Origin of the sequence: Heliomarina baculiformis (assembly GCF_019966545.1) — a bacterium.
Taxonomy (GTDB): Bacteria; Pseudomonadota; Alphaproteobacteria; order Rhodobacterales; family Rhodobacteraceae; genus Heliomarina; species Heliomarina baculiformis.
This window is the reverse complement of the sequence record NZ_JAIMIC010000001.1, coordinates 539,533-564,477: the sequence shown is the minus strand read 5'-3', so window position 1 is coordinate 564,477 and position 24,945 is coordinate 539,533. Positions and strand designations below refer to the sequence as shown.

The 24,945-nt window shown below is 59.4% G+C and carries 30 protein-coding genes and 1 tRNA gene; 17 read left to right on the top strand and 14 right to left on the bottom strand.

Going from position 1 to position 24,945, the window contains the following annotated elements:
* Positions 1-38 precede the first annotated feature (38 nt).
* The gene (locus tag MF268_RS02720; protein ID WP_238369365.1) at positions 39-410 is read left to right on the top strand and encodes a hypothetical protein; all 372 of its coding nucleotides are present in this window, start codon (positions 39-41) and stop codon (positions 408-410) included.
* Positions 411-433: 23 nt separating this feature from the next.
* Here the strand turns inward: MF268_RS02720 and hisA are convergent, their stop codons facing one another.
* Positions 434-1,156 (bottom strand): 1-(5-phosphoribosyl)-5-[(5-phosphoribosylamino)methylideneamino]imidazole-4-carboxamide isomerase, encoded by a 723-nt coding sequence (gene hisA / locus MF268_RS02715; RefSeq protein WP_238369364.1) that lies wholly within the window; start codon positions 1,154-1,156, stop codon positions 434-436.
* 157 nt (positions 1,157-1,313) lie between these two features.
* Here hisA and MF268_RS02710 point away from each other — a divergent pair, with 157 nt between their 5' ends.
* Complete coding sequence (locus MF268_RS02710) at positions 1,314-1,700, top strand: DUF2147 domain-containing protein (protein WP_238369363.1); 387 nt, start codon at positions 1,314-1,316, stop codon at positions 1,698-1,700.
* Positions 1,701-1,728: 28 nt separating this feature from the next.
* Here the strand turns inward: MF268_RS02710 and hisH are convergent, their stop codons facing one another.
* Entirely contained in the window at positions 1,729-2,367 is a 639-nt protein-coding gene (gene hisH, locus MF268_RS02705; protein ID WP_238369362.1) for an imidazole glycerol phosphate synthase subunit HisH, read from the bottom strand.
* A 116-nt stretch (positions 2,368-2,483) separates the two neighbouring features.
* A complete protein-coding gene (gene hisB / locus MF268_RS02700; protein ID WP_238369361.1) occupies positions 2,484-3,071 on the bottom strand; it encodes an imidazoleglycerol-phosphate dehydratase HisB in 588 nt (195 codons plus the stop codon).
* Between the two features lie 151 nt (positions 3,072-3,222).
* Between hisB and MF268_RS02695 the strand changes: the two genes are divergently transcribed.
* The 3 genes from MF268_RS02695 to MF268_RS02685 all read left to right on the top strand — a co-directional run bounded on the left by MF268_RS02695 (position 3,223) and on the right by MF268_RS02685 (position 4,576).
* On the top strand, positions 3,223-3,462 hold the full coding sequence (locus tag MF268_RS02695) for an Lrp/AsnC ligand binding domain-containing protein (protein ID WP_238369360.1): 240 nt from the start codon (positions 3,223-3,225) through the stop codon (positions 3,460-3,462).
* Positions 3,463-3,594: 132 nt separating this feature from the next.
* The gene (locus tag MF268_RS02690) at positions 3,595-3,993 is read left to right on the top strand and encodes a RidA family protein (RefSeq protein ID WP_238369359.1); all 399 of its coding nucleotides are present in this window, start codon (positions 3,595-3,597) and stop codon (positions 3,991-3,993) included.
* A gap of 172 nt (positions 3,994-4,165) precedes the next feature.
* Complete coding sequence (locus tag MF268_RS02685) at positions 4,166-4,576, top strand: acyl-CoA thioesterase (RefSeq protein ID WP_238369358.1); 411 nt, start codon at positions 4,166-4,168, stop codon at positions 4,574-4,576.
* Here MF268_RS02685 and MF268_RS02680 read toward each other — a convergent pair.
* From MF268_RS02680 to MF268_RS02650, 7 genes are all read right to left on the bottom strand, one after another.
* Positions 4,573-5,511: an AEC family transporter gene (locus MF268_RS02680; RefSeq protein WP_238369357.1), complete on the bottom strand. Its 939-nt coding sequence runs from the start codon at positions 5,509-5,511 to the stop codon at positions 4,573-4,575. The genes MF268_RS02685 and MF268_RS02680 overlap by 4 nt on opposite strands.
* An 18-nt stretch (positions 5,512-5,529) precedes the next feature.
* The gene (locus MF268_RS02675) at positions 5,530-6,327 is read right to left on the bottom strand and encodes an MBL fold metallo-hydrolase (protein WP_238369356.1); all 798 of its coding nucleotides are present in this window, start codon (positions 6,325-6,327) and stop codon (positions 5,530-5,532) included.
* A complete protein-coding gene (locus tag MF268_RS02670; RefSeq protein WP_238369355.1) occupies positions 6,327-7,133 on the bottom strand; it encodes a TatD family hydrolase in 807 nt (268 codons plus the stop codon). Before MF268_RS02670 ends, MF268_RS02675 begins: the two co-directional genes overlap by 1 nt.
* A 63-nt stretch (positions 7,134-7,196) precedes the next feature.
* Positions 7,197-8,318: a DNA polymerase III subunit delta' gene (locus tag MF268_RS02665; protein WP_238369354.1), complete on the bottom strand. Its 1,122-nt coding sequence runs from the start codon at positions 8,316-8,318 to the stop codon at positions 7,197-7,199.
* Complete coding sequence (gene tmk, locus MF268_RS02660) at positions 8,315-8,959, bottom strand: dTMP kinase (RefSeq protein WP_238369353.1); 645 nt, start codon at positions 8,957-8,959, stop codon at positions 8,315-8,317. Before tmk ends, MF268_RS02665 begins: the two co-directional genes overlap by 4 nt.
* Positions 8,956-10,122 (bottom strand): D-alanyl-D-alanine carboxypeptidase family protein, encoded by a 1,167-nt coding sequence (locus MF268_RS02655; protein WP_238369352.1) that lies wholly within the window; start codon positions 10,120-10,122, stop codon positions 8,956-8,958. The genes tmk and MF268_RS02655 overlap by 4 nt, the downstream gene beginning before the upstream one ends.
* A 14-nt stretch (positions 10,123-10,136) precedes the next feature.
* Positions 10,137-11,156: an SPOR domain-containing protein gene (locus MF268_RS02650; RefSeq protein WP_238369351.1), complete on the bottom strand. Its 1,020-nt coding sequence runs from the start codon at positions 11,154-11,156 to the stop codon at positions 10,137-10,139.
* 268 nt (positions 11,157-11,424) lie between these two features.
* On the opposite strand from MF268_RS02650, the gene MF268_RS02645 reads away from it, so the two are divergent.
* Positions 11,425-11,512 (top strand) — tRNA-Ser (locus MF268_RS02645).
* Positions 11,513-12,035: 523 nt separating this feature from the next.
* Here the strand turns inward: MF268_RS02645 and MF268_RS02640 are convergent.
* Complete coding sequence (locus tag MF268_RS02640) at positions 12,036-13,007, bottom strand: LysR family transcriptional regulator (protein ID WP_238369350.1); 972 nt, start codon at positions 13,005-13,007, stop codon at positions 12,036-12,038.
* Positions 13,008-13,055: 48 nt separating this feature from the next.
* Here MF268_RS02640 and MF268_RS02635 point away from each other — a divergent pair, with 48 nt between their 5' ends.
* From MF268_RS02635 to MF268_RS25155, 3 genes are all read left to right on the top strand, one after another.
* Positions 13,056-13,919 carry an NAD(P)H-binding protein gene (locus tag MF268_RS02635; RefSeq protein ID WP_238369349.1) on the top strand — a complete coding sequence of 288 codons (864 nt, stop codon included), beginning with the start codon at positions 13,056-13,058 and terminating at the stop codon, positions 13,917-13,919.
* Between the two features lie 142 nt (positions 13,920-14,061).
* Positions 14,062-14,481 (top strand): VOC family protein, encoded by a 420-nt coding sequence (locus tag MF268_RS02630; protein WP_238369348.1) that lies wholly within the window; start codon positions 14,062-14,064, stop codon positions 14,479-14,481.
* Between the two features lie 83 nt (positions 14,482-14,564).
* Complete coding sequence (locus MF268_RS25155) at positions 14,565-14,687, top strand: hypothetical protein (RefSeq protein WP_273544855.1); 123 nt, start codon at positions 14,565-14,567, stop codon at positions 14,685-14,687.
* A 290-nt stretch (positions 14,688-14,977) separates the two neighbouring features.
* On the opposite strand, the gene MF268_RS02625 is transcribed toward MF268_RS25155, so the two are convergent.
* Positions 14,978-15,385, bottom strand: a complete 408-nt coding sequence (locus MF268_RS02625) for a DUF2000 family protein (protein WP_238369347.1) — start codon at positions 15,383-15,385, stop codon at positions 14,978-14,980.
* A gap of 129 nt (positions 15,386-15,514) precedes the next feature.
* On the opposite strand from MF268_RS02625, the gene MF268_RS02620 reads away from it, so the two are divergent.
* Positions 15,515-15,988 (top strand): Lrp/AsnC family transcriptional regulator, encoded by a 474-nt coding sequence (locus tag MF268_RS02620; RefSeq protein WP_238369346.1) that lies wholly within the window; start codon positions 15,515-15,517, stop codon positions 15,986-15,988.
* Between the two features lie 189 nt (positions 15,989-16,177).
* Here MF268_RS02620 and MF268_RS02615 read toward each other — a convergent pair whose 3' ends face one another.
* Positions 16,178-16,789 (bottom strand): TetR-like C-terminal domain-containing protein, encoded by a 612-nt coding sequence (locus tag MF268_RS02615; RefSeq protein WP_238369345.1) that lies wholly within the window; start codon positions 16,787-16,789, stop codon positions 16,178-16,180.
* 56 nt (positions 16,790-16,845) lie between these two features.
* On the opposite strand from MF268_RS02615, the gene MF268_RS02610 reads away from it, so the two are divergent.
* Positions 16,846-17,292 carry a nuclear transport factor 2 family protein gene (locus tag MF268_RS02610; RefSeq protein ID WP_238369344.1) on the top strand — a complete coding sequence of 149 codons (447 nt, stop codon included), beginning with the start codon at positions 16,846-16,848 and terminating at the stop codon, positions 17,290-17,292.
* Positions 17,285-18,190: an NAD(P)H-binding protein gene (locus MF268_RS02605; RefSeq protein WP_238369343.1), complete on the top strand. Its 906-nt coding sequence runs from the start codon at positions 17,285-17,287 to the stop codon at positions 18,188-18,190. The genes MF268_RS02610 and MF268_RS02605 overlap by 8 nt, the downstream gene beginning before the upstream one ends.
* A 300-nt stretch (positions 18,191-18,490) precedes the next feature.
* Here MF268_RS02605 and MF268_RS02600 read toward each other — a convergent pair whose 3' ends face one another.
* Positions 18,491-19,219 (bottom strand): LuxR family transcriptional regulator, encoded by a 729-nt coding sequence (locus tag MF268_RS02600; protein ID WP_238369342.1) that lies wholly within the window; start codon positions 19,217-19,219, stop codon positions 18,491-18,493.
* Between the two features lie 145 nt (positions 19,220-19,364).
* On the opposite strand from MF268_RS02600, the gene MF268_RS02595 reads away from it, so the two are divergent.
* The 5 genes from MF268_RS02595 to MF268_RS02575 all read left to right on the top strand — a co-directional run bounded on the left by MF268_RS02595 (position 19,365) and on the right by MF268_RS02575 (position 24,937).
* Positions 19,365-20,597: an ABC transporter substrate-binding protein gene (locus MF268_RS02595; RefSeq protein WP_238369341.1), complete on the top strand. Its 1,233-nt coding sequence runs from the start codon at positions 19,365-19,367 to the stop codon at positions 20,595-20,597.
* A 70-nt stretch (positions 20,598-20,667) separates the two neighbouring features.
* Complete coding sequence (locus MF268_RS02590) at positions 20,668-21,405, top strand: ABC transporter ATP-binding protein (RefSeq protein WP_238369340.1); 738 nt, start codon at positions 20,668-20,670, stop codon at positions 21,403-21,405.
* The gene (locus MF268_RS02585; protein ID WP_238369339.1) at positions 21,398-22,177 is read left to right on the top strand and encodes an ABC transporter ATP-binding protein; all 780 of its coding nucleotides are present in this window, start codon (positions 21,398-21,400) and stop codon (positions 22,175-22,177) included. The genes MF268_RS02590 and MF268_RS02585 overlap by 8 nt, the downstream gene beginning before the upstream one ends.
* Entirely contained in the window at positions 22,177-23,064 is an 888-nt protein-coding gene (locus tag MF268_RS02580) for a branched-chain amino acid ABC transporter permease (RefSeq protein ID WP_238369338.1), read from the top strand. Before MF268_RS02585 ends, MF268_RS02580 begins: the two co-directional genes overlap by 1 nt.
* A gap of 1 nt (position 23,065) precedes the next feature.
* Entirely contained in the window at positions 23,066-24,937 is a 1,872-nt protein-coding gene (locus tag MF268_RS02575; protein WP_238369337.1) for an alpha/beta fold hydrolase, read from the top strand.
* Positions 24,938-24,945: the final 8 nt, after the last annotated feature.

Sequence of the window (24,945 nt, the reverse complement as noted above, 5' to 3'; positions counted from 1 at the left end):
GTAAAACAATCAAGAAACTATCCGAGGCTTGTTCTAACATGGAAAACGACCTGATTGAGACTGTTCTTGCCGTCATGGCCAATCCGAAAAGTTGTGAACTCGAGGTGTTCATCGCCAAAGGCTCAGTACCCGAAACGATGGATCGGTTGAATAAATCCGTAGTTGCCGCAGGAGCTTATATAGTTGGAGAAGCTTCTGAAGATCATGCGGAAACGCCAGCCGAAATTTCAGCGCCGGCTCAAATGGCTTTTCGCGCTGGCGCTCCGTCGGGATTCGCCAGAACGCCTCATGATTTTGTCCTGGTGCCCACAATCGTCGCCACTATGGAGCCGGACGAGAAAGGGGATGTCTGGATCCGGTTCAATCTGGCCTATCGGCAGGGCGAGGACGATCTGCCGATGGCCGCTTGACCGGATCATTCTGGATTGCAGGCTTACTCGTTAAGCAATTTGATGGCTTCCGCGAGGTCGAGAGCACCGTCGTACAAGGCCCTTCCCGAGATGGCACCGTCGAGCTTCGCGCCGCAGTCGCGAAGAGCTTTCAGATCCGCCAGTGAGCTTACGCCGCCGGACGCGATGACAGGGATGGAAACCGCATTGGCCAGTTCCATTGTCGTTTCCACATTTGGTCCTTGCATGGCGCCATCGCGGTTGATGTCGGTATAAATGATCGCGGCAACACCCGCATCCTCAAAGGATCTCGCAAGTTCCGTGGCGCTCACATCGGTTTCTTCGGCCCAGCCGCGCGTGGCGACCTTGCCATTGCGGGCATCGATCCCCACAGCCACTTGACCGGGGAATTCGCGGGCGGCCTGTTTCACCAGCGAAGGGTCCTCGACGGCAACGGTCCCAAGAATGACACGAGCGAGGCCGCAATCGATCCAGTTTTCAATGGTCGACATGTCCCGGATGCCACCGCCAAGCTGCGCCGGTACGTCACAGCGCTTGAGAATTGCTTCCACGGCGCCAGCATTGACCGGCTTGCCTTCAAAGGCGCCATTCAGGTCGACGAGGTGTAGCCACTGACACCCGGCCTCTACAAAGCTGAGCGCCTGCGCCGCAGGATCGGTATTGAAAACCGTCGCTTTTTCCATGTCTCCGCGCAAAAGCCGAACTGCTGCGCCATCTTTCAGATCAATCGCTGGATAGAGAATCATGTAGTCTTCCTGAAGGTTCGGATCGTGTTACCTCGCAAAGCAGACCGAGGCCCGCGTGCTATGCACAACCGCTTCACGAATTGCAACGCCGTGGCACCTTCTGACTTGATCGCGGATCCAAGCTCAGAGATGTTGCGGCAAAGGGGAGAAGTGAAAAATGAAACATTTGATTGCCGGCGTGTTCGCTTTCCTTGCGGGAACCGGCGTTGCTCTGGCCGACCCGATCGAGGGCCGTTGGCAGACCGAAGTCGATGCAGGCGCATACGCGATCGTCGAGATGGCCCCCTGCGGCGCTGCGATCTGCGGCGTGTTCGTTAAGACCTTCAACGAGCAAGGAGAATATGCCTCTCCCAATCTTGGAAAAACTGTCGTGATAGACATGGTCCCAAATGGCGATGGAACCTACGCCGGAAAGGTCTGGCGGCCCTCCAACGACAAGATCTATACCGGAAAAATGGCACTTGAAGGCGACAGTCTAGCGTTGCGCGGATGTGTCGCCGGCGGTCTCATCTGCTCAAAACAGACATGGAAGCGGGTTGATTAGGACGCGCCTCTTCGACTGGTGCCCCAAGTCAGGGGCGCCAGCGCAGGAAGTTCGAAATGAACCGCAATCCGGTCTGCTGGCTTTTCTCTGGGTGGAACTGCATGCCCAACATGGTGTCACGCCCCACGATGGCCGTCACCTCCCCACCGTAATCCACATGAGCCAGGCGCTGCATCTTGTCCCAGACGACAAAATGGTAGGAATGTACGAAATATGCGTGGTCGCCAGTCGAAATACCGTCGAAAATAGGGTGTTCCCCGTCGATCACCAGGTCATTCCACCCCATGTGCGGCACTTTCAAATCAGGGTTCGTCGGCTTGATCTTGATGACCTCGCCTTCGATCCAGTTCAGCCCCTTGGTCTCTTCATACTCGCGCCCGATGGTGGCCATCAATTGCATGCCGACGCAAATGCCAAGGAACGGCCTGCCTTTGATCTCGACAGCCTCCACCAACGCGTCGAACACGCCGGAATGTCCGCGCAGCGATGACGCACAGGCCGGAAAGGCACCATCACCGGGCAGAACGATCCGATCTGCCTTGGCGACGATGTCGGCTTTGTCCGTTACGATAACATCACCCGCATCCACTTCGCGCGCCATACGCTGAAACGCCTTTTCCGCAGAATGCAGGTTTCCACTTTCATAGTCGATTATCGCGGTCAGCATCGTAGTTTTCCCGATCAACAGGAGCGCCGTTCTCGATGATCGGCCTCCTTCTTTGGGTCAAAAAATATCCCCGCCGGAGGCATCGCGCGCCAGCGCGATTTTCGGCAGGAAAAGTTTCAGAGAGTGCCCTTGGTCGAGGGCACGGCGTCGGATTTTCTCGGATCCTGTTCGACGGCAAGTCGCAGGGCGCGGGCAACCGATTTAAAGGCTGCTTCGGCAATATGGTGGCTGTTGAAGCCGTGAATTCGGTCAACATGCAAGGTTATGCCGCCATTCCCCGCAAATGCCTGAAAGAACTCACGGACAAGCTCCGTGTCGAAAGTACCGATCTTGGGTGTCGGCATATCGACCCCCCAGCTCAGATATGCACGCCCCGAAAGGTCGAGCGCACAGCGCACCAGTGCCTCGTCCATCGGCAAGTGGCATTCCCCGTAACGTCGAATGCCGCGCTTGTTACCCAGCGCCTCGGACAACGCTTGGCCAAGCGCGATTCCTGTGTCTTCGACGGTGTGGTGATCGTCGATATGCAGATCACCCTTGGCGCTGATTTCCATGTCGATCAGCGAATGGCGCGCCAGCTGATCCAGCATGTGATCGAAGAACCCGACGCCGGTCCGGTTGTCATAGGTACCGGTGCCGTCAAGATTGATCTTCACGGAGATTTCCGTCTCTGCGGTCTTTCTGCTGATTTCGGCGCGTCGCATGGTCAATTTCCTTGGCTGTTGCGGACTTATAGGGAGCGTGCCGAGCCAATCCAATGGATTTCTGCATTTCCTTCAGCTCCCCCGTGGCGGGGATTGCGTGTCCAAGTTCCTCATGTCAGGTTGCCTGAAAAACCAATATAGGGGCCTTGTCATGTCAACCTGCGTCTTCATTCAGATTCGTTGCAAACCGGGCACAACCTACAAGGTGGCCGAAGCCATCGCTCTGCGTGAAATTCACTCTGAACTCTATTCGACCAGCGGCGATTTCGATCTTCTGATGAAACTCTACATCCCTGCGGATGCTGATGTCGGCAAGTTCATCAACGACCATCTGCTTGATATCGAAGGCATCGAAAGGTCTTTGACGACAATGACCTTCAAGGTTTTCTGACCAACTTCTACAAGCTTTTCCGGGTGGCATGAGAGCACGCCGAGAAAGTCACTCTGCCGAAAATATATTTTAGGCTTGAAGTTTCTCGATGAGACGGGGAAAATCGCCCTGCATGATGAGGGAGACTCCGTAATGGCTGCGATCACCGTACATCCCGAAGGATGGAAGCCGGCAAAAGGCTATGCAAATGGCATTCTCGCCGAAGGTCGCGTGTTGTTCGTCGGCGGTCAGATCGGCTGGAACGCTGATCAGGTGTTCGAGACCTCCGATTTCATCGGACAGATGCGCCAGGCGCTGCTGAATATTCGCGATGTGGTTACGTCTGCAGGCGGAGCCGTTGAAGATATCGCTCGGCTGACATGGTATGTCACGGACAAGCAGGAATACGTGAAGCGGCAGGCTGACGTAGGACGTGCCTACCGTGAAGTCATGGGGTATCATTTCCCTGCAATGACCATGGTCGTTGTCGCTGCCCTTGTCGAGGACGAGGCTTTGGTGGAAATAGAGGCGACCGCCGTTCTTCCTGAGTGATTTTGCTCTTTCGGGTAGGCACGCGCGGTTCGTTTAGTCCCGTGTTTTGGGACACACCGCGCATACCCAACGTTTGGAATCGCTAAACGCCAGCTGTTCGGTTTTCAAACTTACTGGCCTTGGGGTAGGACCGGACGTATCGTGACCAGTGGCAAAACGGAAGGACATCAAGTTGGGCGAATTCACACTGCCGATCAGCATCAGTTTCGGTCATTGCGATCCGGCTGCGATTGTCTTCTATCCGAATTATTTCCGCTGGTTTGATCGCTGCTTTCATACTTTTCTCGCCGAACGGGCAGGGGGCCACAAGGCGATCTGTGCAGAGCTTGGCGCCAAGGGAATCGGCCTGATCGACGTCAAAGCTAACTTCCCGTCCCCGGCGGTCGAGGGGGATGAGATGTCTCTGGTTCTGTCCATCGAAAAGTGGAGCGACAAGACCCTGACGCTTGGGTATGAGGGCAAGGTGGGTGACAGGGTTGTGGTATCCGGCAGCGAGATCCGCGGGCTGTTCATCCAAAAAGACGGCCGCATGAGGGCGGGCGAAATGGCACCTCTGAGGGCGCTCCTCGATCCCGCGTCCTAATGCGCCCCCAGCATAATCAGCCAGAACCATACGGTGACCAGCGAGGTACCCGTGGCGATAAGAACCGATGAAGCCACGACCCGTTTGGCGCGACCGTACATATTGGCGAAGATATAGGCGTTGAAGCCGGGTGCCATTGAGGAGTTCATGATCGCCGAGCGGAAAAGGTCCTGCTTGAGCGACGTGGCTGACCCTAAGGCCCAGACAAGGGCCGGGTGCAACATCAGGGAAATTGTGCACACAAAAGCGATGGCACGGAAATCGCCCTCGGGCCGGTACTGAACAAGCACACCGCCAAGGGCGAAAAGCGCACAGGGCAGGGCAGAGCGGATGATGAGCGCGAGCGCGTCGTCCACGACGGACGGGATGGTGTAACCAGAGATATTGACGATGAAGCCCATCGCGATCCCGATCACGAGCACATTTCGGAACATCGCCGAAAAGACCGCTCCGACAAAAGCGCCACTGGATTTGCCGCGCGCCCGCACCAGCTCCATAGCCGTGATGCCAAGGCCGTAGCAAAACGGCGCATGGAAGGCGATGATCGCGTAGTTGCCGGTTAATCCTTCGGGCCCAAATGCGCGCTCGGTGATGGGCAGGCCAAGCAGGACCGAGTTCGAGAACAGGCAGGCGAATCCGATCGCCACGCAGTCTTCCCAGTCGCGTTTGAAAAGCAGGCGCGCACCGGTGATGCCTACTGAAAAACACAATGCTGCCGAGATGTAAAACGACGCGAGCAGCCGCGGGTCAAAGCCCGAAGCCAGATCGATATGCGAAATCGCATTGAAGAGCAGGCAGGGCACGGCAAAACCCTGCGTGAACTTCATCAGACCGTTGATATGTTCCGCATTCAGGTATCCGGCCCGGGTACATCCATAGCCTGCGCCGATCACCAGAAAGACAGGCAGGATGACGTCGATCAGGCTCTGGAACATTAAGGTTCGATCCTGATCTTATACGGGAATGCGGATCGTCATGCCGTCATAGGCGCAACTGACGTTCGATGGTGTTTCCCGCGTCACCGTCTCGTAGTCGAGATCGATATGCATATTGGTGAGGACCGCATTTGCGGGGGACAGGCGCTCGATCCATTCAAGTGTTCGCGCAAGATGAGAGTGCGTGGGATGCGGGTCGCGCCGCAGCGCGTCGACGATGAAGTAGTCCAGCCCTTCCAGCGCGCTCCAGGATTCGTCGTAGATTTCTGCCACATCCGGCAGATAGACAAGATCGCCGATGCGGAACCCAAGGCTATCGATAGAGCCGTGGGCGACGCGGAACGGCCTGAGGTCGATCTTGCCGCCGGGTCCGTCGATTTCGAAAGGGCCGTCAATGGTCTTCATCTCGAGGATCGGCGGATAGGGTGAGCCTTCGGGTTGTACGAAGGCATATCCAAACCGGGAAAACAGCGCGTTCTGCGTATCGCCATCCGCCCAGACGGGAAGTCGAGCGCGAATGTTGAAGACGATCATGCGAAGGTCATCAATCCCGTGCACGTGATCGGCATGGGAATGCGTGTAGACGACTGCGTCGAGCTTGCCGATTTTCGCATCCAAGAGTTGCTGTCGCAGGTCAGGAGTTGTGTCGATCAGAACCGTGGTCGTTCCATCCGGTCCGTCCCGCTCGATCAGCATCGAACATCTGCGCCGGGTGTTCTTGGGGTTTGTGGGATCGCAGTCGCCCCAGTGACCACCCAGTCTTGGAACCCCGCCGGAAGAGCCGCACCCGAGGATGGTAAAGCGCATTTCTCCCATCAGGCGGCGTCCTTGTATTTCGCGGCCTTGGCAAAGAGGCGATCAAAATTTTCCTGCGTCTGCGCTGCAAAGCTCGGGTAATCCATGCCGAAAAGCTCGGCGCCTACCTTCGCCGTGTGCACCGTATAGGCAGGTTCGTTCCGCTTTCCTCTGAATGGCTTCGGCGCCAGATAGGGGCTGTCCGTTTCGACAAGGATGCGGTCCACCGGCGCGGCCGCAAAGATGTCGCGAACCTCCTGGCTTTTCGGGAAGGTCGCGATGCCTGACATGGACAGGTAGAACCCCAGATCGATTGCGGCTTTGGCCAGTTCGCGCCCGGAAGAAAAGCAATGCATCACACAGGGGTAAGCACCGGCCTTGTATTCTTCGGTGAGGATCTGCGCCATATCCTCGTCGGCCGCGCGCGAATGGATGATCAGCGGCAGCTGCGTTTCCCGCGCTGCGGCAATGTGAATGCGCAAGGACTGCTTCTGGATCTCGGCGCTTTCGGCCGTGTAGTGATAATCGAGACCCGTTTCGCCGATCCCAACGAACTTGGGATGCTGCGCCAATTTGACCAGTTCCTCCACCGAGGTCAGCGGTTCCTCGGCCGCGCTCATTGGATGCGTACCGGCGGCATAGAAAACGGGGGCATGATCCTCGGCAAGCTTGCGAACTTTCGGTTCGTTTTTCAGCCGTGTGCAGATCGTCACCATGCGGGTTACGCCAGCGTCGGCCGCATTTTCAATGATCTGCTCAACCTGGTTCTCAAAATCGGGAAAGTCGATATGACAATGGCTATCGGTAATTTCTGGTGTCTGAGTCATACGCCTTGGTGTCTTCTTGGCTTGCTTTGGTCGCGCGACGCGTGCCGTTGCGATGAGACGGCCCTAGCGGGAAGCGGTCTCCTGCATCTTGAAGACCGTATCTAGGACAAGAGAGGCGGGGTCAAGGTTCACCGCCTTGCCATGCCGGGTGCGCGCCGTGATCTCGGCAGAAACTTCCGCCCATGCGCGGCCTTTTTGAGCGTTTCCACCAAGCGAGCGAAGCGTTTCGGACTCGTTGATGCAGGCTTCTGGCAGGGGAACTTCGCCCGTTGCTCCGGTTCGCGCCAGACGAGACATCAGGATATCGAACATGTTCAAAAGCAGTTCGAACTTGTCTGTTGCGTTTCTCTGGGCCGCTGCTTCTGCAAGAGCGAGGGCACGCGCGCGATCAGTGCGCGGCATGCTGGCCAGCAATCCGACCAGCTCGGCGTACATCTCCATGCCTCCAAGGGCTGCGATGCGCAGGGCAGCTCCGACCGATCCCGATGCTAGGGCGGCAAGATGATCGTTGTTCTGCGGCAGCTCGATGCCCGTTTGGGCCAGCGCGGCGGCCATATCGTCCGGGCCAAGAGGCGACAGCCTGAGGATACGGCACCGGGAGCGGATGGTCGGCAGCAGGCGCGTCGGCTGATGCGAGACAAGCAAAAGTGTCGTGCGCGCCGGCGGCTCTTCGAGCATTTTCAGCAAGGCGTTCGCGGCGCTTGTGTTCATCTCATCCGCGCTATCGACAATCACCACACGACGCCCGCCGTCGGCGGCGGAAAGTCCAAAAAACTTCCCGAGTTTGCGGATGTCTTCAACCACAATTTCGTTGCGCAGTTTTTTCGTATCTTCGTTGATGGATCGGGTGATGCAGGCAAGGCCCGGCTCGGCCCAGGCGGCCATCCGGTGCGACACCGGGTGGTCCGGCGAAATGTCCAAGGTCGTCGGAGGAGGGGGCGCGCCGAACATGCCGCCGTCCGCCTCGACGTCTGGGGTACCCAGAAGGAAACGGGCAATCCGCCAGGCAAGAGTCGCTTTGCCAACGCCTTTCGGACCGGTGATCAGCCAGCCATGGTGAAGCCTTTCCGAGGCAAAGGCCTCGAGAAACGCGTTCTCGGCGTGTTCCTGCCCGATAAGACGAGCGGTATCGCGGGGATGGGGGGCACCGGGCGCCTGATCCGGTCGGTCGTTCTCTTCACTCATGCGATGTGCTTTAGCACGATCCCGGCCAGCTGTGCAGCTATGGTTTCAACCTTCTGGTTCCCATCGACGATCCGGAATCTTTCCGGGAACTCCTGAGCGAGATCGAGGAATCCCTGCCGCATGCGGCGTTGCAGAGCCGGTCCGAAATCCTCGAAACGTTCCTCGCTGCCCTTGCGGGCAAGCGCACGGTCCAGACCGGTTTCGGGGTCCATATCGATCAACAACGTCAGGTCTGGCTCCAGACCGATCATCAGCTCGTGAAGCTGATCGACCATCTGGCGCAGGTCACCCCGGGACAGACCCTGATACATACGGGTGCTGTCCGCGAAACGGTCACAAATCACGATCTCTCCCGCCTCAAGGGCGGGGAGGATCGTCCGTTCGATATGATCGCGTCGCGCGGCGGTGAACAAAAGTATCTCCGATTCCGCCGACCAGCGTTCGGGATCGCCTTCAAGAACAAGCGCGCGGATTTCCTCAGCTCCGGGCGATCCGCCCGGTTCCCGAGTCAGGCGAACGGTAAGGCCTTGCTCACGCAGCGTTTCGGCAAGCAAATGTGCCTGCGTGGACTTGCCCGATCCGTCAATCCCCTCGAATGTGATGAAACAGCCGGTGTTCCGCGCGGCAGGCTTGTCCGTCACGTCTGTTCCGCCGGTCCTTGAGTAAAGCGCGCAAGCAACAGCTCTGCCGCTGTGCGGACTTTAACCAGAAAGCCGCCGTAGGGCACGGCGTGTTCGGCGACCAGCGGCAGCCGAACTTCGGGCAATTCCTCTGGCGTAATGACAAGCTCTGCCAATTGCTGGCCCTGTTCGATCGGTGCTTCGATCGGGCCGCGATAGACCACTTCCGCCGAAAGCGGTCCCGACGAAAGAACGGGCAGCAAAATTTCCAGATCGTCCGGAGCAACAAGGCTTACCGTCTGCTCGCGTCCCATCCAGACTTCTGCTTCGGCGATTGGTTCACCGGCCTTGGCGACGGTTTTTTCGGCAAATTGGCGAAACGACCAGTTAACGATGGCGCCTGCCTCCTCTGCCCGGGCGCGCTCGCTGTCGAGACCTGAAATTACAAAGATGACACGGCGGTCGCCTTGCTTGGCCGATCCCACAAGACCATAGCCCGCTTCGTTCGTGTGACCGGTTTTCAGCCCGTCCGCGCCGATACCCATGTTCAGGAGCGGGTTGCGGTTGTTGATATTCGAAGGCGCGCGCCCGTCGAATTCAAACTGCGTTTCCGCAAAAAGCGGGTAGAATTCCGGGAAATCTTCGATCAGATGCCGCGCGAGAACCGCAAGGTCGCGCACCGACATGCGGTGACCCGCCTGAGGCCAACCGTTCGAGTTCATGAAGGTCGAATTCTCAAGCCCCATCTGTTCGGCGCGCTGTGTCATATAGCGGGCAAATCCCGGTTCCGTGCCATCCGGGCTAAGTGCCTCGGCGATGACGGCGCACGCATCGTTGCCGGACAGCACAATGATGCCGCGCAGCAGATCCTCGACGCGGACCTGATCCTGCGTATCGAGGAACATGGTCGAGCCGCCGTAGCTCATGGCGTGGCTGGACACGGGGAGGCGTTCGTCAAGCGTCAGCCTGCCGTCGCGAATGGCCTCGAAAGCCACGTAAAGCGTCATCAGTTTTGACATCGAGGCTGGCGGCAGGGGCTCGTGCGCATTCTTGTCCATAAGGATGGTGCCCGTGGTCTGGTCCAGAACATAGGCAGCCCGCGCCTTGGTATCAAAAGCGTAGGCGGGCAGGGCAAAGAAAATGAGCGCGAGCGGCGCGGCAACGAAACGGGCAGCAATAGTCACCAAAAAGGCTCCTGTCAGTTGGTCACGGCATAGGCATCCGAAAAGCCAATTCCCTTGATCTTTTTCAGCAGGGAAGCGCGTTCGGAACTGGATTGCGCCGGGCCGACGACGACCCGCCAGAATTCCTTGCCGTTCGAGGATTGTTCAAACACGGTTGGTACAATGCCATTGTTACGCATCTGATCGGCAGTGTTATTTGCGTTCTCTTCTACGCTGAAAATGCCGATCTGCACATAGGGTTTGTCCAGAGATGACTTCTGGGGTGGCGGCGAAGAGCTGGCCAGCGGTTTGGTCTCGACGCTTGGGGCCGAGGCGGCAATGGGCTGCGGATCAAGCGCGTTCAGGGGCTCGCCCACGTCCTTGTTGCGCTTGCCAAACAACCCGGCTCCAAACCAGCTTTTTTTCGGAGCCGGTGGCTCTGTGTTAGCGGCCGTTGCTGTCGTGGTATCAAGAACTTCGGTTTCGACCGGTGCAGCGGTGTCGCCAATAGCGATATCTGCGATTTCGGCATCTGCATCAGCCGGTTCATCGCCCACCGGCGCGGCGGCTGCAGGTGCTGCACTGGGCTCTGGCGAAACTTCTTCGCGGCGCAAGGCGGTGACGTTCAGTTGTACAGGCGCGCCCGCCAGCATCCCAAGCGCCGCGGCGGCATCCGAACTTGCCTGAAGGCGTGGCCCGGGGATATCCCGCTCTCGCCGGAAAAGAGCACCGATGACGAACTTGTCGTTCGAGGTATTGCGGATGATCACACGTTCAGGTTCCGAAACATCCGGGTGGGCCACCCAGACACCGCCAAGCGATGGTCGCCCGTCCCACAACCCCGCTTCGGTCGTAGAGAATACGTCCGGCGCCTCTACGTCCCTTTCAACCAGCTTTGTGGTCGAAGTTTCGTTGCGCGCAACCTCGACACCTTCGGATTTTGGTTGCAGGAAAGCCAGCGAGTCACCTTCGGAACACGCGCCGAGGGCGGCGGTGGCAAGTAGGGCGCCCGCCAGACGGATACCACGCCTTCTGCCCAATGCTGCTTCGCTCATCATCGAAGTCCTTTGCCTGATTTCGGGCTTTTTTGCCCTGCTGCCGGTTTTCCGGTCTGCTGCTCCGGGGGTGAATGATCCCCGATTGCCAAAATCATATCGGCTAAAATCGATCTTTGAAAGTCTCCTGATCCAAACTGGATAAGATTTACCGGTTTTTTGCTTGCCTGAATGTAGTCTCGCGCATAAACCGCCATCTGCACCGGAACGATGTATGGCTCTTGCCATCATCTCGGACCGGTGCTGGTTGCGCCTGCAAGGTCGCAATGGAAGAGTGGCAGAGTGGTCGATTGCACCGGTCTTGAAAACCGGCGATGTGAAAGCATCCGTGGGTTCGAATCCCACCTCTTCCGCCAATCCACCTTGAGATAAAAGGTGAATTTGGAATTCTGTAATGTTTACCCGCCTTAAAAACCCGCCTATTTCAGGGCGATTGATTGCTGTTCCTCGCAGCACAGCTCTAGCAGTCTACCGTCTATGAGGTCATTCTGTTCGACACAGGCAAGGACTTGCAACGAGCGGATAGCGAAGCTGTGGATGTAATAACCGAGAGGAGAGCCTTCGGAACCGTTGGTCAAAAGCGGATGACAAAAACTAGCAGGCTTGAACTTTCATATGCCAAGATCTTTCCGCCGAGATGAAGGCCGCTATTGCCGTCACTGTGCTTTTCCTGAGTATGGCAATGCAGACCACCGCTGCACGATCTTGTCGACAGGATCCCATGCTGCAAACTGGACACGGCAGACACGGCATTGATTGAGAGATATGTTTGGTCGAACAGTCGGGTGAGCTCACACCCGCTCGCACTCTACCTTCTCGACGGACCTGCTCTCGATACCTATGATCCCGGTATCGCAGGGTGTCCGCCTCTACTGTCGCTCAGCCCTCATGGTGATCCTGGCATACCTCGATGAAGGCACGCAGGGGCCGCGGAGCGTGGCGGCTTGGATAATAGAGGCGGGGTCCTGTGCGGTCGGGCCACCTTTCTGGAAGAACCGGCACGAGAGCGCCTGCCGCGAAATCCTCCTCCAACCAGTTCCGGAAGGTTGCGATGATGCCGATATTAGCGCGCGCGAAACTGAGGCCAGAGTTGATCGCGTTGACGCCGAGAATCAGGCGCGGGATCGGCTCGATTGTGATCGTCCGGCCATCTTCCACCAGCAGCCAGGGCAGGAGCGGGCCGCCCGGCAGGCGGTAGCGGATCGCTTGGTGTTTTATCAGATCCTCAGGCGTTGAGGGCGTCCCATGCGCGGCGAGGTAATTCGGCGAGGCCGCGAGCGCGACCTGCTGCTTTCGCGGCCCGATCGGAATTGACACCATGTCCTGCGCCAGCACCTCGTCGTAGCGAATGCCGGCGTCGCAGCCGGCTTCCACGATGTCGACGATGCCGTTCTCCACCACGATCTCGACCTCCACCTCCGGGTGACGGGCATGGAACACAGCGAGGAGCGGCGGCAGCACGTCGGGCATCACAGCCCCCGGCACGTTCAGCTTGAGCCGCCCGCGCACCAGCTTGGCGGTCTCCGCCGCCTCGGCACGGGCCGCATCGAGCCCGGCCAGAAGCGGTCCGATCCGTTCGGCCAGCGCTTGGCCGGCGTCCGTGGTGGCCATGCTGCGCGTTGTACGACGCAACAGGGGGACGCCAAGCGCCGCTTCCATCCGCGTGATCGTGCTGCTGACCTTTGACGGGGCGAGACCAAGCCGCCGGGAGGCGGCGCGGAAGCCTCCCTCGCGGACAACGGCGTGGAAGATGGCAAGATCGTCGAGAGATTCACTGTTCTTCATGGAGAACAGCGTATTCGATAATCGCCCAGTAGTCACCGGCACAAAGAACAGCCAAATCCCTGTCATGGCGTCGCCGTATCATCCGGCCTCGTGCTTCGCATCAAGGAGACAGCCATGCTTGTCGTGACCGGCGCAACCGGACAGCTCGGCCGAAAGGTCTTGGATCACCTCAGAATGTTGGTGCCGAGCGATCGGATCCGCATCAGCACCCGCGACCCCGCGCAGGTGGCCGATCTCGCGGCAACCGGCATCCGCGTGCGGCGCGGCAGTTACGACGACGCCGACAGCCTGCGCCACGCATGGGAGGGGGCGGAACGTGTACTGCTTGTCTCCTCGAACGCCGCGGCCAGCGGGGGCGATCCACTCACGCAGCATCGCAAGGCGATCGATGTGGCGCGCGAAATCGGCGTCGGACGCCTACTTTATACGAGCCAGATCTCCGCCTCGCCGACATCGCATTTTCCGCCCGGACGCGATCACGCGGCCACCGAGGCGATGCTGGCCCAGTCGGGCCTGGCATGGACCGCACTACGTCACGGTTTCTATGCGTCGAGTGCTCTTGGGATGAACGCCCGCGGTTTCGCGCAAGGAACGCTCACCGGCCCAGAGGATGGCAACGTCGCCTGGACGACCCATGACGACCTCGCCGAGGCCGATGCCTGGTTGCTCGCAGGGGAGGAGACGATCGATGGCATCACGCCTCCGCTGACCGGAAACGAGACACTCGACCTTGCGGCTCTCGCCCGGCTCGCCTCGGAGGTGACGGGCCGCACCATCGTGCGCGAGTTGGTCTCGGAAGAAGAGATGAAGCTCAGCGCGCGGCAGAACGGTGTGCCAGATGCCGCAATCGCCATTATGCTGGGTTATTTCCGCGCGGCCTGCGCTGGCGAATTTGATCGCAATGACCCGACGCTCGCCCGCCTTCTGGGCCGCCACCCGGTACCGATGCGGACCGTTGTGGCGAAAGCGTCGATCTGAAATGGATATGGCGCGACCCATGCCGGGAATGGGCACGAAGCCTCGGTGAGAGCTTTCGATACGACCATCCATTCGGCCCATCCAAAGGCCCCGGGCACCAGTTCCAACGACCGACACGCTAACGCAATTGGAGATCAAAGATATGCCACAACACATTGCCCTTTCCAGCCTTCACCATGTCGGCGCCACCGTGAGCGACCTCGACGCGAGCATCGCCTGGTACCGGGAGACGCTCGGTTTCGAGCTGCTCTCCAGCTACGGCTGGCCCGGCGTGCGGGCCGCCTTCATCGGTCGCGGCGACATCCGGATCGAACTCTTTCAGAACGCTGATGCCGCACCGATGTCGGATGAACGGCGCCAGCCCGAAACGAACCTCCGCATCGGCGGGATAGGACATCTCGCGCTTGGCGTGGCCGACCTCGACGTGGCGGTGGATGATCTGCAAGGCCGGCAGGTCGAGATCGTCGCTCCGCCCCGCGAGGTTCCAGACGGCAGCGGATCGCGCTTCGCTTTCATCCGCGACAACGAGGGCATGCTTGTGGAGTTGTTCGAGCAAGGATGAAGGGGGAATCTTTCAAGTGTGATCTCGATATGACCAAGGCGAAACCTCAGCCGACCCAATGCACCAATGGGTCTGGATGCGGCATGTCCATCATCGACGCGCGGGGGGTCGCGCATGTCAGATCGAACCTTGCGGTGACGCCCCGGCGGTTGAATAACGACCCGATGCGCCAACCGGACGATCCACAGCATGTTCAAGGTAATTGAGGTTCGCGGCGCGAATAAAGGCTCCGAAGCCGTTCATTGTCATGGCGGCAGGGGCGAGCTGGCAAAGCCGTTCCACCCGACTTCAAACGTATTCGATGGCGAAACGACTACGAAACGCCGCGCCAAAGCGTCGGTGCAAACTCGGACCGTTCGTTTCAGGACGCAAGCGACATCCAACGTGACTTGCTTGGCGCCCGCCGCGCTGAGCCGCTGCAAATCCTATCCGAATCCAAATGTCTCATTCTTCAACGAGGCGCGAATAACAGATTGAAACCGCATCGTGCGGATCTTCATGGGTGCATCTTTGCACCCTTGGTTATCTTGTCTACTGTCTTTCTCTCCTCCCGGAAGGCAAGCCCGACGAGGTTCAGTTCATCCGTTCCGTATTCTCGAACTGCGGCGCGATTGGCGGCGTCATGGCCGGTCTTGAACATGTCCTCGATATAGATCGACATATCGACACCTCGGGTCAGTGCGCGCGAATGGATCTTTTTCAGCCCCGCTCCGTCCGCCACGAGCACGATCATTGGCTGAACGATCAAAGATCGATACGTCTGCCCATCCGCATCCTCATAACGCTCGCCGAGAAGATCGGAGTCCGCGCCGAGAACGCCACTCGTCAGAAATGCAGTGACATTCAGTTTTTGCCAGTCCAGCAAATCATCACGCACGACTATCGCAATCTTCGTTTCAAACATTTTGGTTCCTTGCATTATTCTTATACCTCACGCCTTTGCCGAATTATATCTGGCTTTAAGCTTGGGCATCAGGATACTGTTAGGTTTACCTGCCTGCAAACGAAGCATTTACGGTGAAAAGGGGTGAAGTTGGAATTTGACCGAACGGATCGACGCATCCTCGCGCTCCTGTCGAAGAATGCTCGGATAACAAACAAAGAGCTGGCTGATGCGGTCGACTTGTCGCCATCCAGCGTCCATGAACGAACCAAGCGGCTCTTCAACAGTGGAGTTATCGCGGGCGCACATCTTGACATCGACCTGGGCCACCTAGGATTTTCCATGAAGGCGTTCTTGTTCATCCAGTTGTCAGAACATGAGAAGTCGAACCTCGATAGTTTCCTTCAGGACGTGCTGAAGTTCCCCGAGGTCCGTTCAGCATGGATGATCAGCGGAAGATACGATGCAATTGTCGAATTGGTTACACAGGATACGAAGCATTTGCACCGGGTCGTGGTCGAGAAGTTCTCGTCACGTGAAGAGGTCTACCGAATTGAGACATCGATTGTTTTTGATGGCGCTGAGCAGCGGGATCTCTCTGCATTGTTGCAATTGAATTCGTGATTGGTGAGAGGCGAAACAGGTTCCAAAAAACTGAATGTCGACATTGGACCAATGTCTATGTTGGCTAGGCGCGCCGGGCAGCTTGGCCAAGCGAACGGGCGCCACACCTTACCGCTGAAAATCCGGATTTAGCCAACTTGCCTACAAGCTGAAGTTCCTCCCCCCTCCGTTTTTCGTGGCTGGCATTCCTCAGACGGTCAGGCCAGCGACGATTGCGCGGCTCTGCCTCTCCAGTTCCGCTTGGGTCGGTGTAAGGCCACGAACGACCATCCTCCAGTACAGCGGCGCGACAAGCAGATCGAGCGCGAGGTCCCGGTCAAGGTCTTTTGGTAGTTCGCCTCGGTGCGTCCACCGGTCCAGAAGATCCTCTGCCCGCTCGCGCCTTGCTTGCGCAACCCGGTCATTGATTGCGCGCATCTCGGTCGATCGCGCGGCTTCGGCATGCAGATCCGGTAGGATCCTGCGGACCAGAGGATGCCGAAGCACCGCGCGCGTGAGTATAAGCAAGGCGAGGACGTCCTCCTGCAACGTGGTTCCCTCTGCCTCGGGCAGAGCGATCCGCAAGCCCAGCGTCGAAATTGCCGCATCCGCGAAAGCCACGCGCGATGAGAACCGTCGATAGATCGCTGCCTTTCCGGCGCCTGCACGTGCAGCAACCCGTTCAAGACTGAGGGCGGCGAAGCCGCGTTCAGCCCATTCTTCGAAGAAGGCGCGGTAAAGCGCCTCTGTCAACTCGGCCCGCGGAACGGCCGCCCCGGACGGAGCACGACGGGATTTTTCGTCGGAACGGTTGCGTTTCATCCATTAAGCTCCTATTTGGTCGATACGCTAGCGTTCCATCCATAGGAGCTTTTCCCATGAACAACAAGTTTGACAGTTTTTCCGATCTTCTGCGCGGTGCCCTCGGGTCCCGCCTGACAGCCAGCCAAGACATTGCCGACCTCTTCACGCCGGACGTTGTCTTTGAATTCCCCTACGCCCCAGAGGGGCTTCCCCGACGACTGGACGGCATGGCCGCCCTTGCTGATCACCTGACACGGCTTCAGCCGATGCTGAGACTGGGTGAGTTTACGCTGCATGCGGTTCACCCATCGGACGACACCATGATCATCGAATTCTCCTGCGACGGCTCCGGCATTGCCACCGGACTGCCCTATGACCAGGACTATATTTCTGTCGTAACCCTCCGTGACGGGCGCATCAGCCACTATCGCGATTACTGGAACCCGCTGGTTGCACTGTCCGCCCTCGGCGGCGCGCAGGCAGCTGCGATGGCCTATGCCGGGGAGACGGCAAATGGGTGAACGCATTCTCGTCATCGGCGGCAGGGGTAAGACAGGCCAGCGGGTAGTGGAGCGTCTTGCGGCCATAGGAGCCGAACTCGCCGTTGGCACCCGCACACCCACAGGGTCGCGGGACCGTTTCTTCGACTGGGCGGATGCGGCCTCCGCGGCTGCGTTCGAAGGCTGCTCTGCAGTCTATCTCGTGGCACCGACGGATCGCACCGACCACCTCGATGTCATGCGTCCTATCCTCAAAAGAGCGCTCGAGCGTGGGGTGCGCCGGTTCGTACTTCTCAGTTCGTCCCTGCTGGATCGTGGCGGCCCGATGATGGGTGGCGTTCATGACTGGCTGGCCGATACTGTCCCGGAATGGGCCGTGCTGCGCCCATCCTGGTTCATGCAGAATTTCTCGGACGGGCCCCACGCCCATACGGTCCGAGAGGAAAATGCAATCTACAGTGCCACGGGCATGGCTCGCGTAGGCTTCATCGACGCCGAAGACATCGCGGCCGCCGCCGTGGCCTGCCTGACCTCCGCCGAGCCGCTAAACGATGACCGTATCCTTACAGGCCCAGAGGCGCTGAGCTATGAGGATACCGCCCGGATACTGTCAGACGTGACGGGCCGGACGATCCGTCACATCGCGCTCTCCACCGCGGAGCTGTCTGACCGTTTCGAGGCACAGGGTCTGCCGGACGATTACGCCCGCATGCTTGCGTCTCTGGACGAAACGATCCGCACAGGTGTCGAAGATCGCACGACGGATGGCGTATTGCAGCTGACTGGATCTGCGGCCGGCTCATTTAAAAGCTTCGCTGTCATCGGTTGCCCTTTTCCTCTGACAGCGAACTCAGACAGCACCGTTGCTCAGGCGCGCGACAGTGAATGTCGGGAACCGGCCCATCTTACCAGATGCTAAGGGTTAAACGAGCGGCGGCTTCGGCGGCGACGGACCGCGCTGCAAGGATTGGAGCTAGTCACCCTCGAGGGGCCAAGATCAGTTGGTTGGCGGCGCGGATTGGCTGCAAAGCGCGTCCCATACGTCCCTCCGGTCAAAGTCCGCCACTGGTGTGCGACACGGGCGGGCATGACACCGAATTCCCCGACAACAGTCACTTGTCCGACACAGTGCTCGGCTGGCTGGGTGAGGAGACCCGGCGCAAAGCGCTGGTGACAAAACCGCAGGGTCTCTTCGGCTTCCCTCCGATCTGACGGAACTTCAGATGTAACCGCCCGCAAGGGCCAGCAGCGCGGCGTGATGCCGGTTGCGCGCGTTCAGTTTGCGGCTCGCGTTGCCAAGATGGTAATTCACCGCTGAAACCGACAGGAACATGCGATCGGCCAGTTCCTCGCTGGTCATCCCACGTGCCACCCATGCCAGTGCCTCGCGTTCGCGCGACGACAGCGGATTGGCCTCACTTTCGCGCGGCTCGCGCGGACGCACGAGGTTATCGCAGATCTGGTGCGATGCCATGTGCAGCATCGCGCCCTGTGTCTTGATCACGTCGCGCAGGGTGCTGCGGTTGTCCGAACTGAACGATACCAGCGCCACGCCACCATCCGCGCTGATGATCGGCAGCGAAAACCCATAACGGATGCCGTATTCCCGCGCCTCGTAGAAAACGCGGCGCTGCCGTTTCTCGAAATTGCCGAGGAAACTCTCCGTGCCCCAGTGATAGGGGCTGCGGGCAGAACCAGCCATCTCGCAGACCGGATCGACCTGGTTGTAGCTGCGCTCACAATAGCGCTGAACCCAGTCGTCCTCATAGTTCGTCTTCAACCCGCGCAGCACGTCGCCCTTTGGAAATTCGCCTTTTCGGACCGGCAGGAAGCTGTAGAAATCAAGACCGACCCGCGCCAGGAAAGCGTCGATTTCCCGCGCCATCTCGGTCCAGGGCATTGCCTGCGCCCGGTCGAAAAATTCGATCTGTCCCAATGTCGCGGCCATCGGAGTCTTGCCCGTGAATGCTGCTGCGCCCGTCGAAAAGCGAACAGAACACCCCCTGTTTTTGCAAGATCTGCCAGTTGAGAAGCGTGCTGCTCTGCGTCAGCCTGCACTGAATTACAGGGAAAAGGCAATGATGCACAAAAACATGACAAGAATTGTACAGCTGCTTGCAAGCGCAAGCACCGCCTCTCTGCTGGCCGGTGCGGCTATGGCAGATGTGGTGAAAATCGGCGTTCTTGCCCCGCTGACCGGGGCCACTGCCTCGGATGGCGAGGAATTCGTCCGGGGTGTGACCTGGGCCGTCGAAGAAGCGAATGCCAAGGGCGGCGTCGCCGGGCACACCTTTGAAATCGAAGTCGCGGACGTCAAGGATCACTCGGCTGCAAACGTCTCCTCCGCGGTCGAACGTCTTCTGGGTACGGACGGGGTCGAGGTCATCGTGACCGGCTACGCAAGCCTCTCGATGTTCGAAGTCGAATTGATGGCCGAAGAAAACATGCCCTACATCGCGGCCGGCCCCAGCCCGGGGTTCATGGCAATCACCTCCCAGGACCCGGAATACTACAATTGCTGCTGGTCCTTCACCGCGTCCTTCACCGGGTATGAAACCGATGTCCTGCCGATGGTCGAAGCGCTGGGCGAAGATGGCGAGATCACCATCGACGACAAGACCGTTGCGATCATCTCCTCCGACAACCCCTATTCCAAAACCATCTCCGACGGCATGAAGACCAGCTTTGAAGAGGGCGGATGGGATATCGTCGTGGATGAACTCGTACCCTTTGGCGAGGTCAACGACTGGAAGGTCATCCTCGCCAAGGTCAACGAAACCAACCCCGACCTCGTTGTGAACACGGATTATCTGCCGGGCAACTCGGCGCTGTTCCTGAACCAGTTCCTCGAAAACCCCAGCGACAGCCTGGTCTTCCTGCAATATGCGCCGTCTGTGCCGGAATTCCTCGAACTGACCGGCGACAAGGCCAACGGTGTCATCTACAACCTCATCGGCGGCAATCTCGACACGCCGAAATGGCCCCATGGTCAGGAAATGGTCTCGGCCTACAAGGCACGCTTCGGTATGGAGACCGGCACCTACGGGGTTGGCCTCTATGAGATGACCAACATCTATTTCGACGCGCTTGAAAAGGTCGGCGATCCGACCGACCACGACGCGATCGGCAAGGCGCTGGGGCAAACGAACAAGATGACCGCCTCGGGCAACATCGAATTCGATCCGGAAACCCATGTGGCGCTTCAGGACGTTGATCACGTCCCGGTCACCTTCTGGCAGCTCTGGGATGGCGAACGGACGATGATCAAACCCGACGCTTATGCGAATGGCGAATTCCGCCTGCCGCCCTGGATGAGCGCCGAATAACTCCCTCCGTGACCCCGGCCTGTCGCGCGTGTCCCATTCGCGCGGCAGGTCATTTCGCCTGGAAAATCCCATGAACACACCCATCCTGTCGGCGCGCGGCCTCTCCAAGAGTTTTGGCGGTCTCAAAGCGGTCGACGATGTCAGCTTTGACGTCATGCAGGGCCAGATCTTTGGTGTCGCCGGACCCAACGGCAGCGGCAAGAGCACACTCTTCAATATCATCACCAAGGTCCCCTTCGGTCCGACCGCCGGAACCGTCGAACTCGATGGCAAACCCGCGCATAACCGCCGTGCCCACGAAATCTCGCTGTCCGGCATCGCGCGCACTTTTCAGCGGGAAAACGTGTTCGGATCGCTCAGCGCCATCGACAACGTGCTGGTGGCGGTCGAGAGCCAGGCGCCGAAACTCAGCTTCGAACAGCAACTCGCCCGCGCCGATGAGGTGCTGACCCTCGTGGGCTTCCCCTCGACCATGCAGAATATGGCGGCGGATTCCGTCCCGATTTTTTACCGCAAGCAACTCATGATCGCGAGCGCCCTCGCTCTTCGCCCCCGTGTTCTCTTGATGGACGAACCCGCGTCAAGCCTCACCGGCCCCGAAATCGAACGAATGAAAGAGATCATCCTGACCATTCGCGGCACCGGCATTACAGTCGTTCTCATCGAACATGTCCTCTCCCTGCTGATGGAGGTCTCGGATCGGCTCCTCGTGCTGGATCAGGGCAGGGTGATCGCCAACGGCCTGCCTGCCGAGGTGATCAAACAGGCAGAAGTGGTCGACGCCTATCTCGGAGCCAGCCATGAGTGATCCTATCCTGTCCGTTCGCGGTCTTTCGTCGGGCTATGACCCGATCAAGATTTTCCGCAACATCAGCCTCACCGTGGCCAAGGGCGAAAGCATCGGTATTTTTGGGCCGAACGGCCACGGCAAGACCACCTTTCTCAAGACGCTCAGCGGTCTCATCGACCCGTGGAGCGGCGAGATCGTCTTTGACGGCCAGCGGCTCAACCGCCCCGGCGAACGCGGCAGCCGGAAATGGCGCAATTTCAACTACGACGCCGTCACCCGCCGCCGGATGGACCCGAAACAGGTGGCGCGCGCCGGTCTGATCCACGTCCAGCAGGGCAACCTTCTGTTTCCCGAACTGACGGTTGCCGAAACCCTGTCGATCTCGACCACCGCCGCGCGGGGCCGCAAGGGCTGGTCACTGACCGAGGTCCAATCGCTCTTCCCGCGCCTCGCTGAACGCAACGATCACAAGATCCGCTTCCTGTCGGGCGGTGAACGCCAGATGGTCTCGGTCGCCGCCGGGCTGATGTCCGCACCGCGCCTGCTGATCCTCGATGAGCCGACCCTTGGCCTCTCGCCGAAAATCCGCGCCGAGCTTTGCGCGGCCATTCTCACGGTCAAGGAAACCGGCCTGCCGATCATCCTGATCGATCAGGACGTCGCCTTCCTCGGGCAGATCATCGACACGCTTTACCTCTTCGATCACGGCCGCATCTCGGGTCGCATGAGCCGCGAGGAAATGCCCGACCACGACGGTCTGATGGCCATCCTTTTCGGAGATCAACACTGATGGATCCTGTAACCCTCTTCTCGATCATCAAGGGCGGCATCGTGCTCGGGGCTCTATATGCTCTGATGGCAACCGGGCTGTCGCTGGTCTGGACCACCCTCGGCATCTTCAATTTCGCCCACGGCGCCTTTATCGCGCTCGGCGCCTATGTCGCTTGGCAATTCTCGGCAACTGACGCCTTTGGCTGGCCGCTGGCGTTGGGTATCATCGCCACGTCGCTGGTGATGTTCGCCATCGGTGCCTTTCTCCACCTCACCCTCGTGAAACCGTTCGAACGCCGTTCCGATGTGGTGCTGATCACCGTGATCACCACGCTTGCAGGCTCCGCCATCCTCGAAAACCTGCTTCTGGTGATCTGGGGCCCTCGCTCCAAGCAGATCCCGAAAATGGCCGAGGGCGAGCTGGCCATCGGCGGCTTTCACCTCGCGTTCAGCGAAATCATCCTGCTGGTGCTGGTGCTGGCGATCCTTGTCGGGGTAGGGGCCTTCCTGCGCTATTCCCGTCCGGGCCGTGCGATGCGGGCTGTCTCGCAGAACCGCGAAGCCGCGCAATTGCTCGGGCTGAACGTGCCGATGTATTTCGCGCTGGTCCTTGGCCTCTCTGCCGTGACTGCCGGTCTGGCGGGCGTCTTCATCGGCACCATCCGTTTCATGAACCCGGCCATGGGTAGCGAACCCCTGATGAAGGCCCTGATCGTGGTGATATTCGGCGGTGTCGCGCGCTTTTCCAGCCCGATCTACGCCGCCTTCATCATCGGCCTGCTCGAGGCCTTTTCGATCTATTTCGTCGGCCTCTACTGGGCGCCCGCCGTTCTGTTCTTCACGATGATCGTGGTCTTGCTGATCAAGCCCGAAGGGCTTTTCGGCAAATACCAAAGGACCCTCTGACATGCGCTACGATCCCCCCATTCACAAGACCCAAGGCCTCTTGCCGCTGATCCTTGCCTTTGCGGTCCTGGTCCTCTTCCCCTTCGTCTTCGAGGCCACCTACTTCCGCCACGTGCTGATCCTCGCCTTTGTCTTTGCCATCGTCGCGACAAGCTGGGATCTCAGCCTCGGCTATGGCGGGCTGTTCAACTTTGCCCATGTGGCGCTCTTCGCGGTGGGGATCTATACCTACGCGATACTCGCCAAGACGCTCGGTTTTTCGCCCTGGCTGTCGATCCTCGCGGGCGGGGGCACAGCAGCATTCGTCGCGCTGCTGATCTCCCTCCCGGTGCTGAGGCTCGACGGTGTTTACGTCATCCTTGTCACCATCGCCTTCGGTCAGCTCATCTATCTTGTCGTGGTGTCATGGTCTGACGTGACCGGCGGCACCTCGGGTATGGTCACGCTGCCGACCCTTCAGATCGGCGACTATCGCCTCTCCAAGGACGGGCGCATAGGCTATTACTTCCTCGGACTGGGCCTGCTCGCTGCCAATCTGGCCTTTCTCTACTACGTCACCCGTTCGCGTCTGGGCCGCGCCGCCGTCGCACTACGCGACAACAAGTATTACGCCATCGCCCGCGGCATATCCGAGGCGCGCACCCGCGCGCTCACCCTCATGGCCAGCGCGGTCTTCACCGGGATCGCCGGGGCGTTTTATGCCGCCTACCTGCGCGTCGCCTCGCCCGATGCCTTCGGCATGGGCTTCCTGACGCTCCTGCTGTCGATACTGCTTGTCGGCGGCACCGGCACGATATGGGGACCGGTCGTCGCCGCCTTTGCGGTCTCGATCCTCTCGGAATGGCTGGCCGGGTTCGGCGCCTGGCAGAACATCGTCATCGCGCTTGCCATCGTGCTGGTCGTGGTCTTTTACCCCGGCGGTCTCTGGGCGGCCTTGCAGGAACTGCGAGAAGTCGCGGACAACCTGCGTTCCTCCGCCATAGCCCGCCTGCGCCGCCGCGAAACCGCCACGCGCGAGGCGATGACCAGTGCGCAGGAACGCATGTTGCAAACGTCCCACGGTCTGATCTCTGTCGCCGATACCGGGGATGCCGACAAACCGGCCCTGCTTCTGCTCCACGGAAACTCCGCCTGCAAAGAAGCGTTTCACAAGCAGTTCCGCAGCTTTGCCGACAGCTATCGCGTCATCTCTTTTGACTATCCGGGCCACGGTGTTTCAGCGAATGCCGACCCCGAGCAAAGCTACAACATCTCGGCCTATGCCGAGATTGCCGAAGAGGTCCTTGCCGATTGCGGAGTCTCCGAGGTCTCTATCTTTGGCTGGTCACTTGGCGGCTATGTCGCGATGGAACTGACCGCGCGCGACAGTGTCACGGTTACGGCGCTCGCCATATCGGGCACACCGCCGCTCAACATGGTGCCGGATGACTTCGGACGCGGCTACAACCCGGACTCGCATCTCGTTCTCTCGGGCAAGCAGTATTTCTCGCGCACCGAGGCCACGAACTACGCCAATAGCGCGACTGCCCCGATCTCGGAAGAATCCGCCTTTCTCCACCGTAACCTGCGCCGCACCGATGGCCGCGCTCGGGTTTACGCCCTGTCGCGTCTCGGCGTGATCGACTGGCCCCGGCAGATGCGCATCCTGTCCGAAGGCAAGATCCCTTTCGCCATTCTGAACGGCAGCGACGACCCCTTCCTCAACCACGACTACATCGCGCGGCTTAAGTACGGCAATATCTGGCGCGGCGCGCCGCAGGACATCCCGAACGGCCGTCACGCTCCGTTCTTCAACCAACCAGACCATTTCGATCTCGCGCTCTTTGCCTTCCTCGAACACGCCCGCTCGCTGGACATGGCCCGGCAGGCCTGACCCTCAGC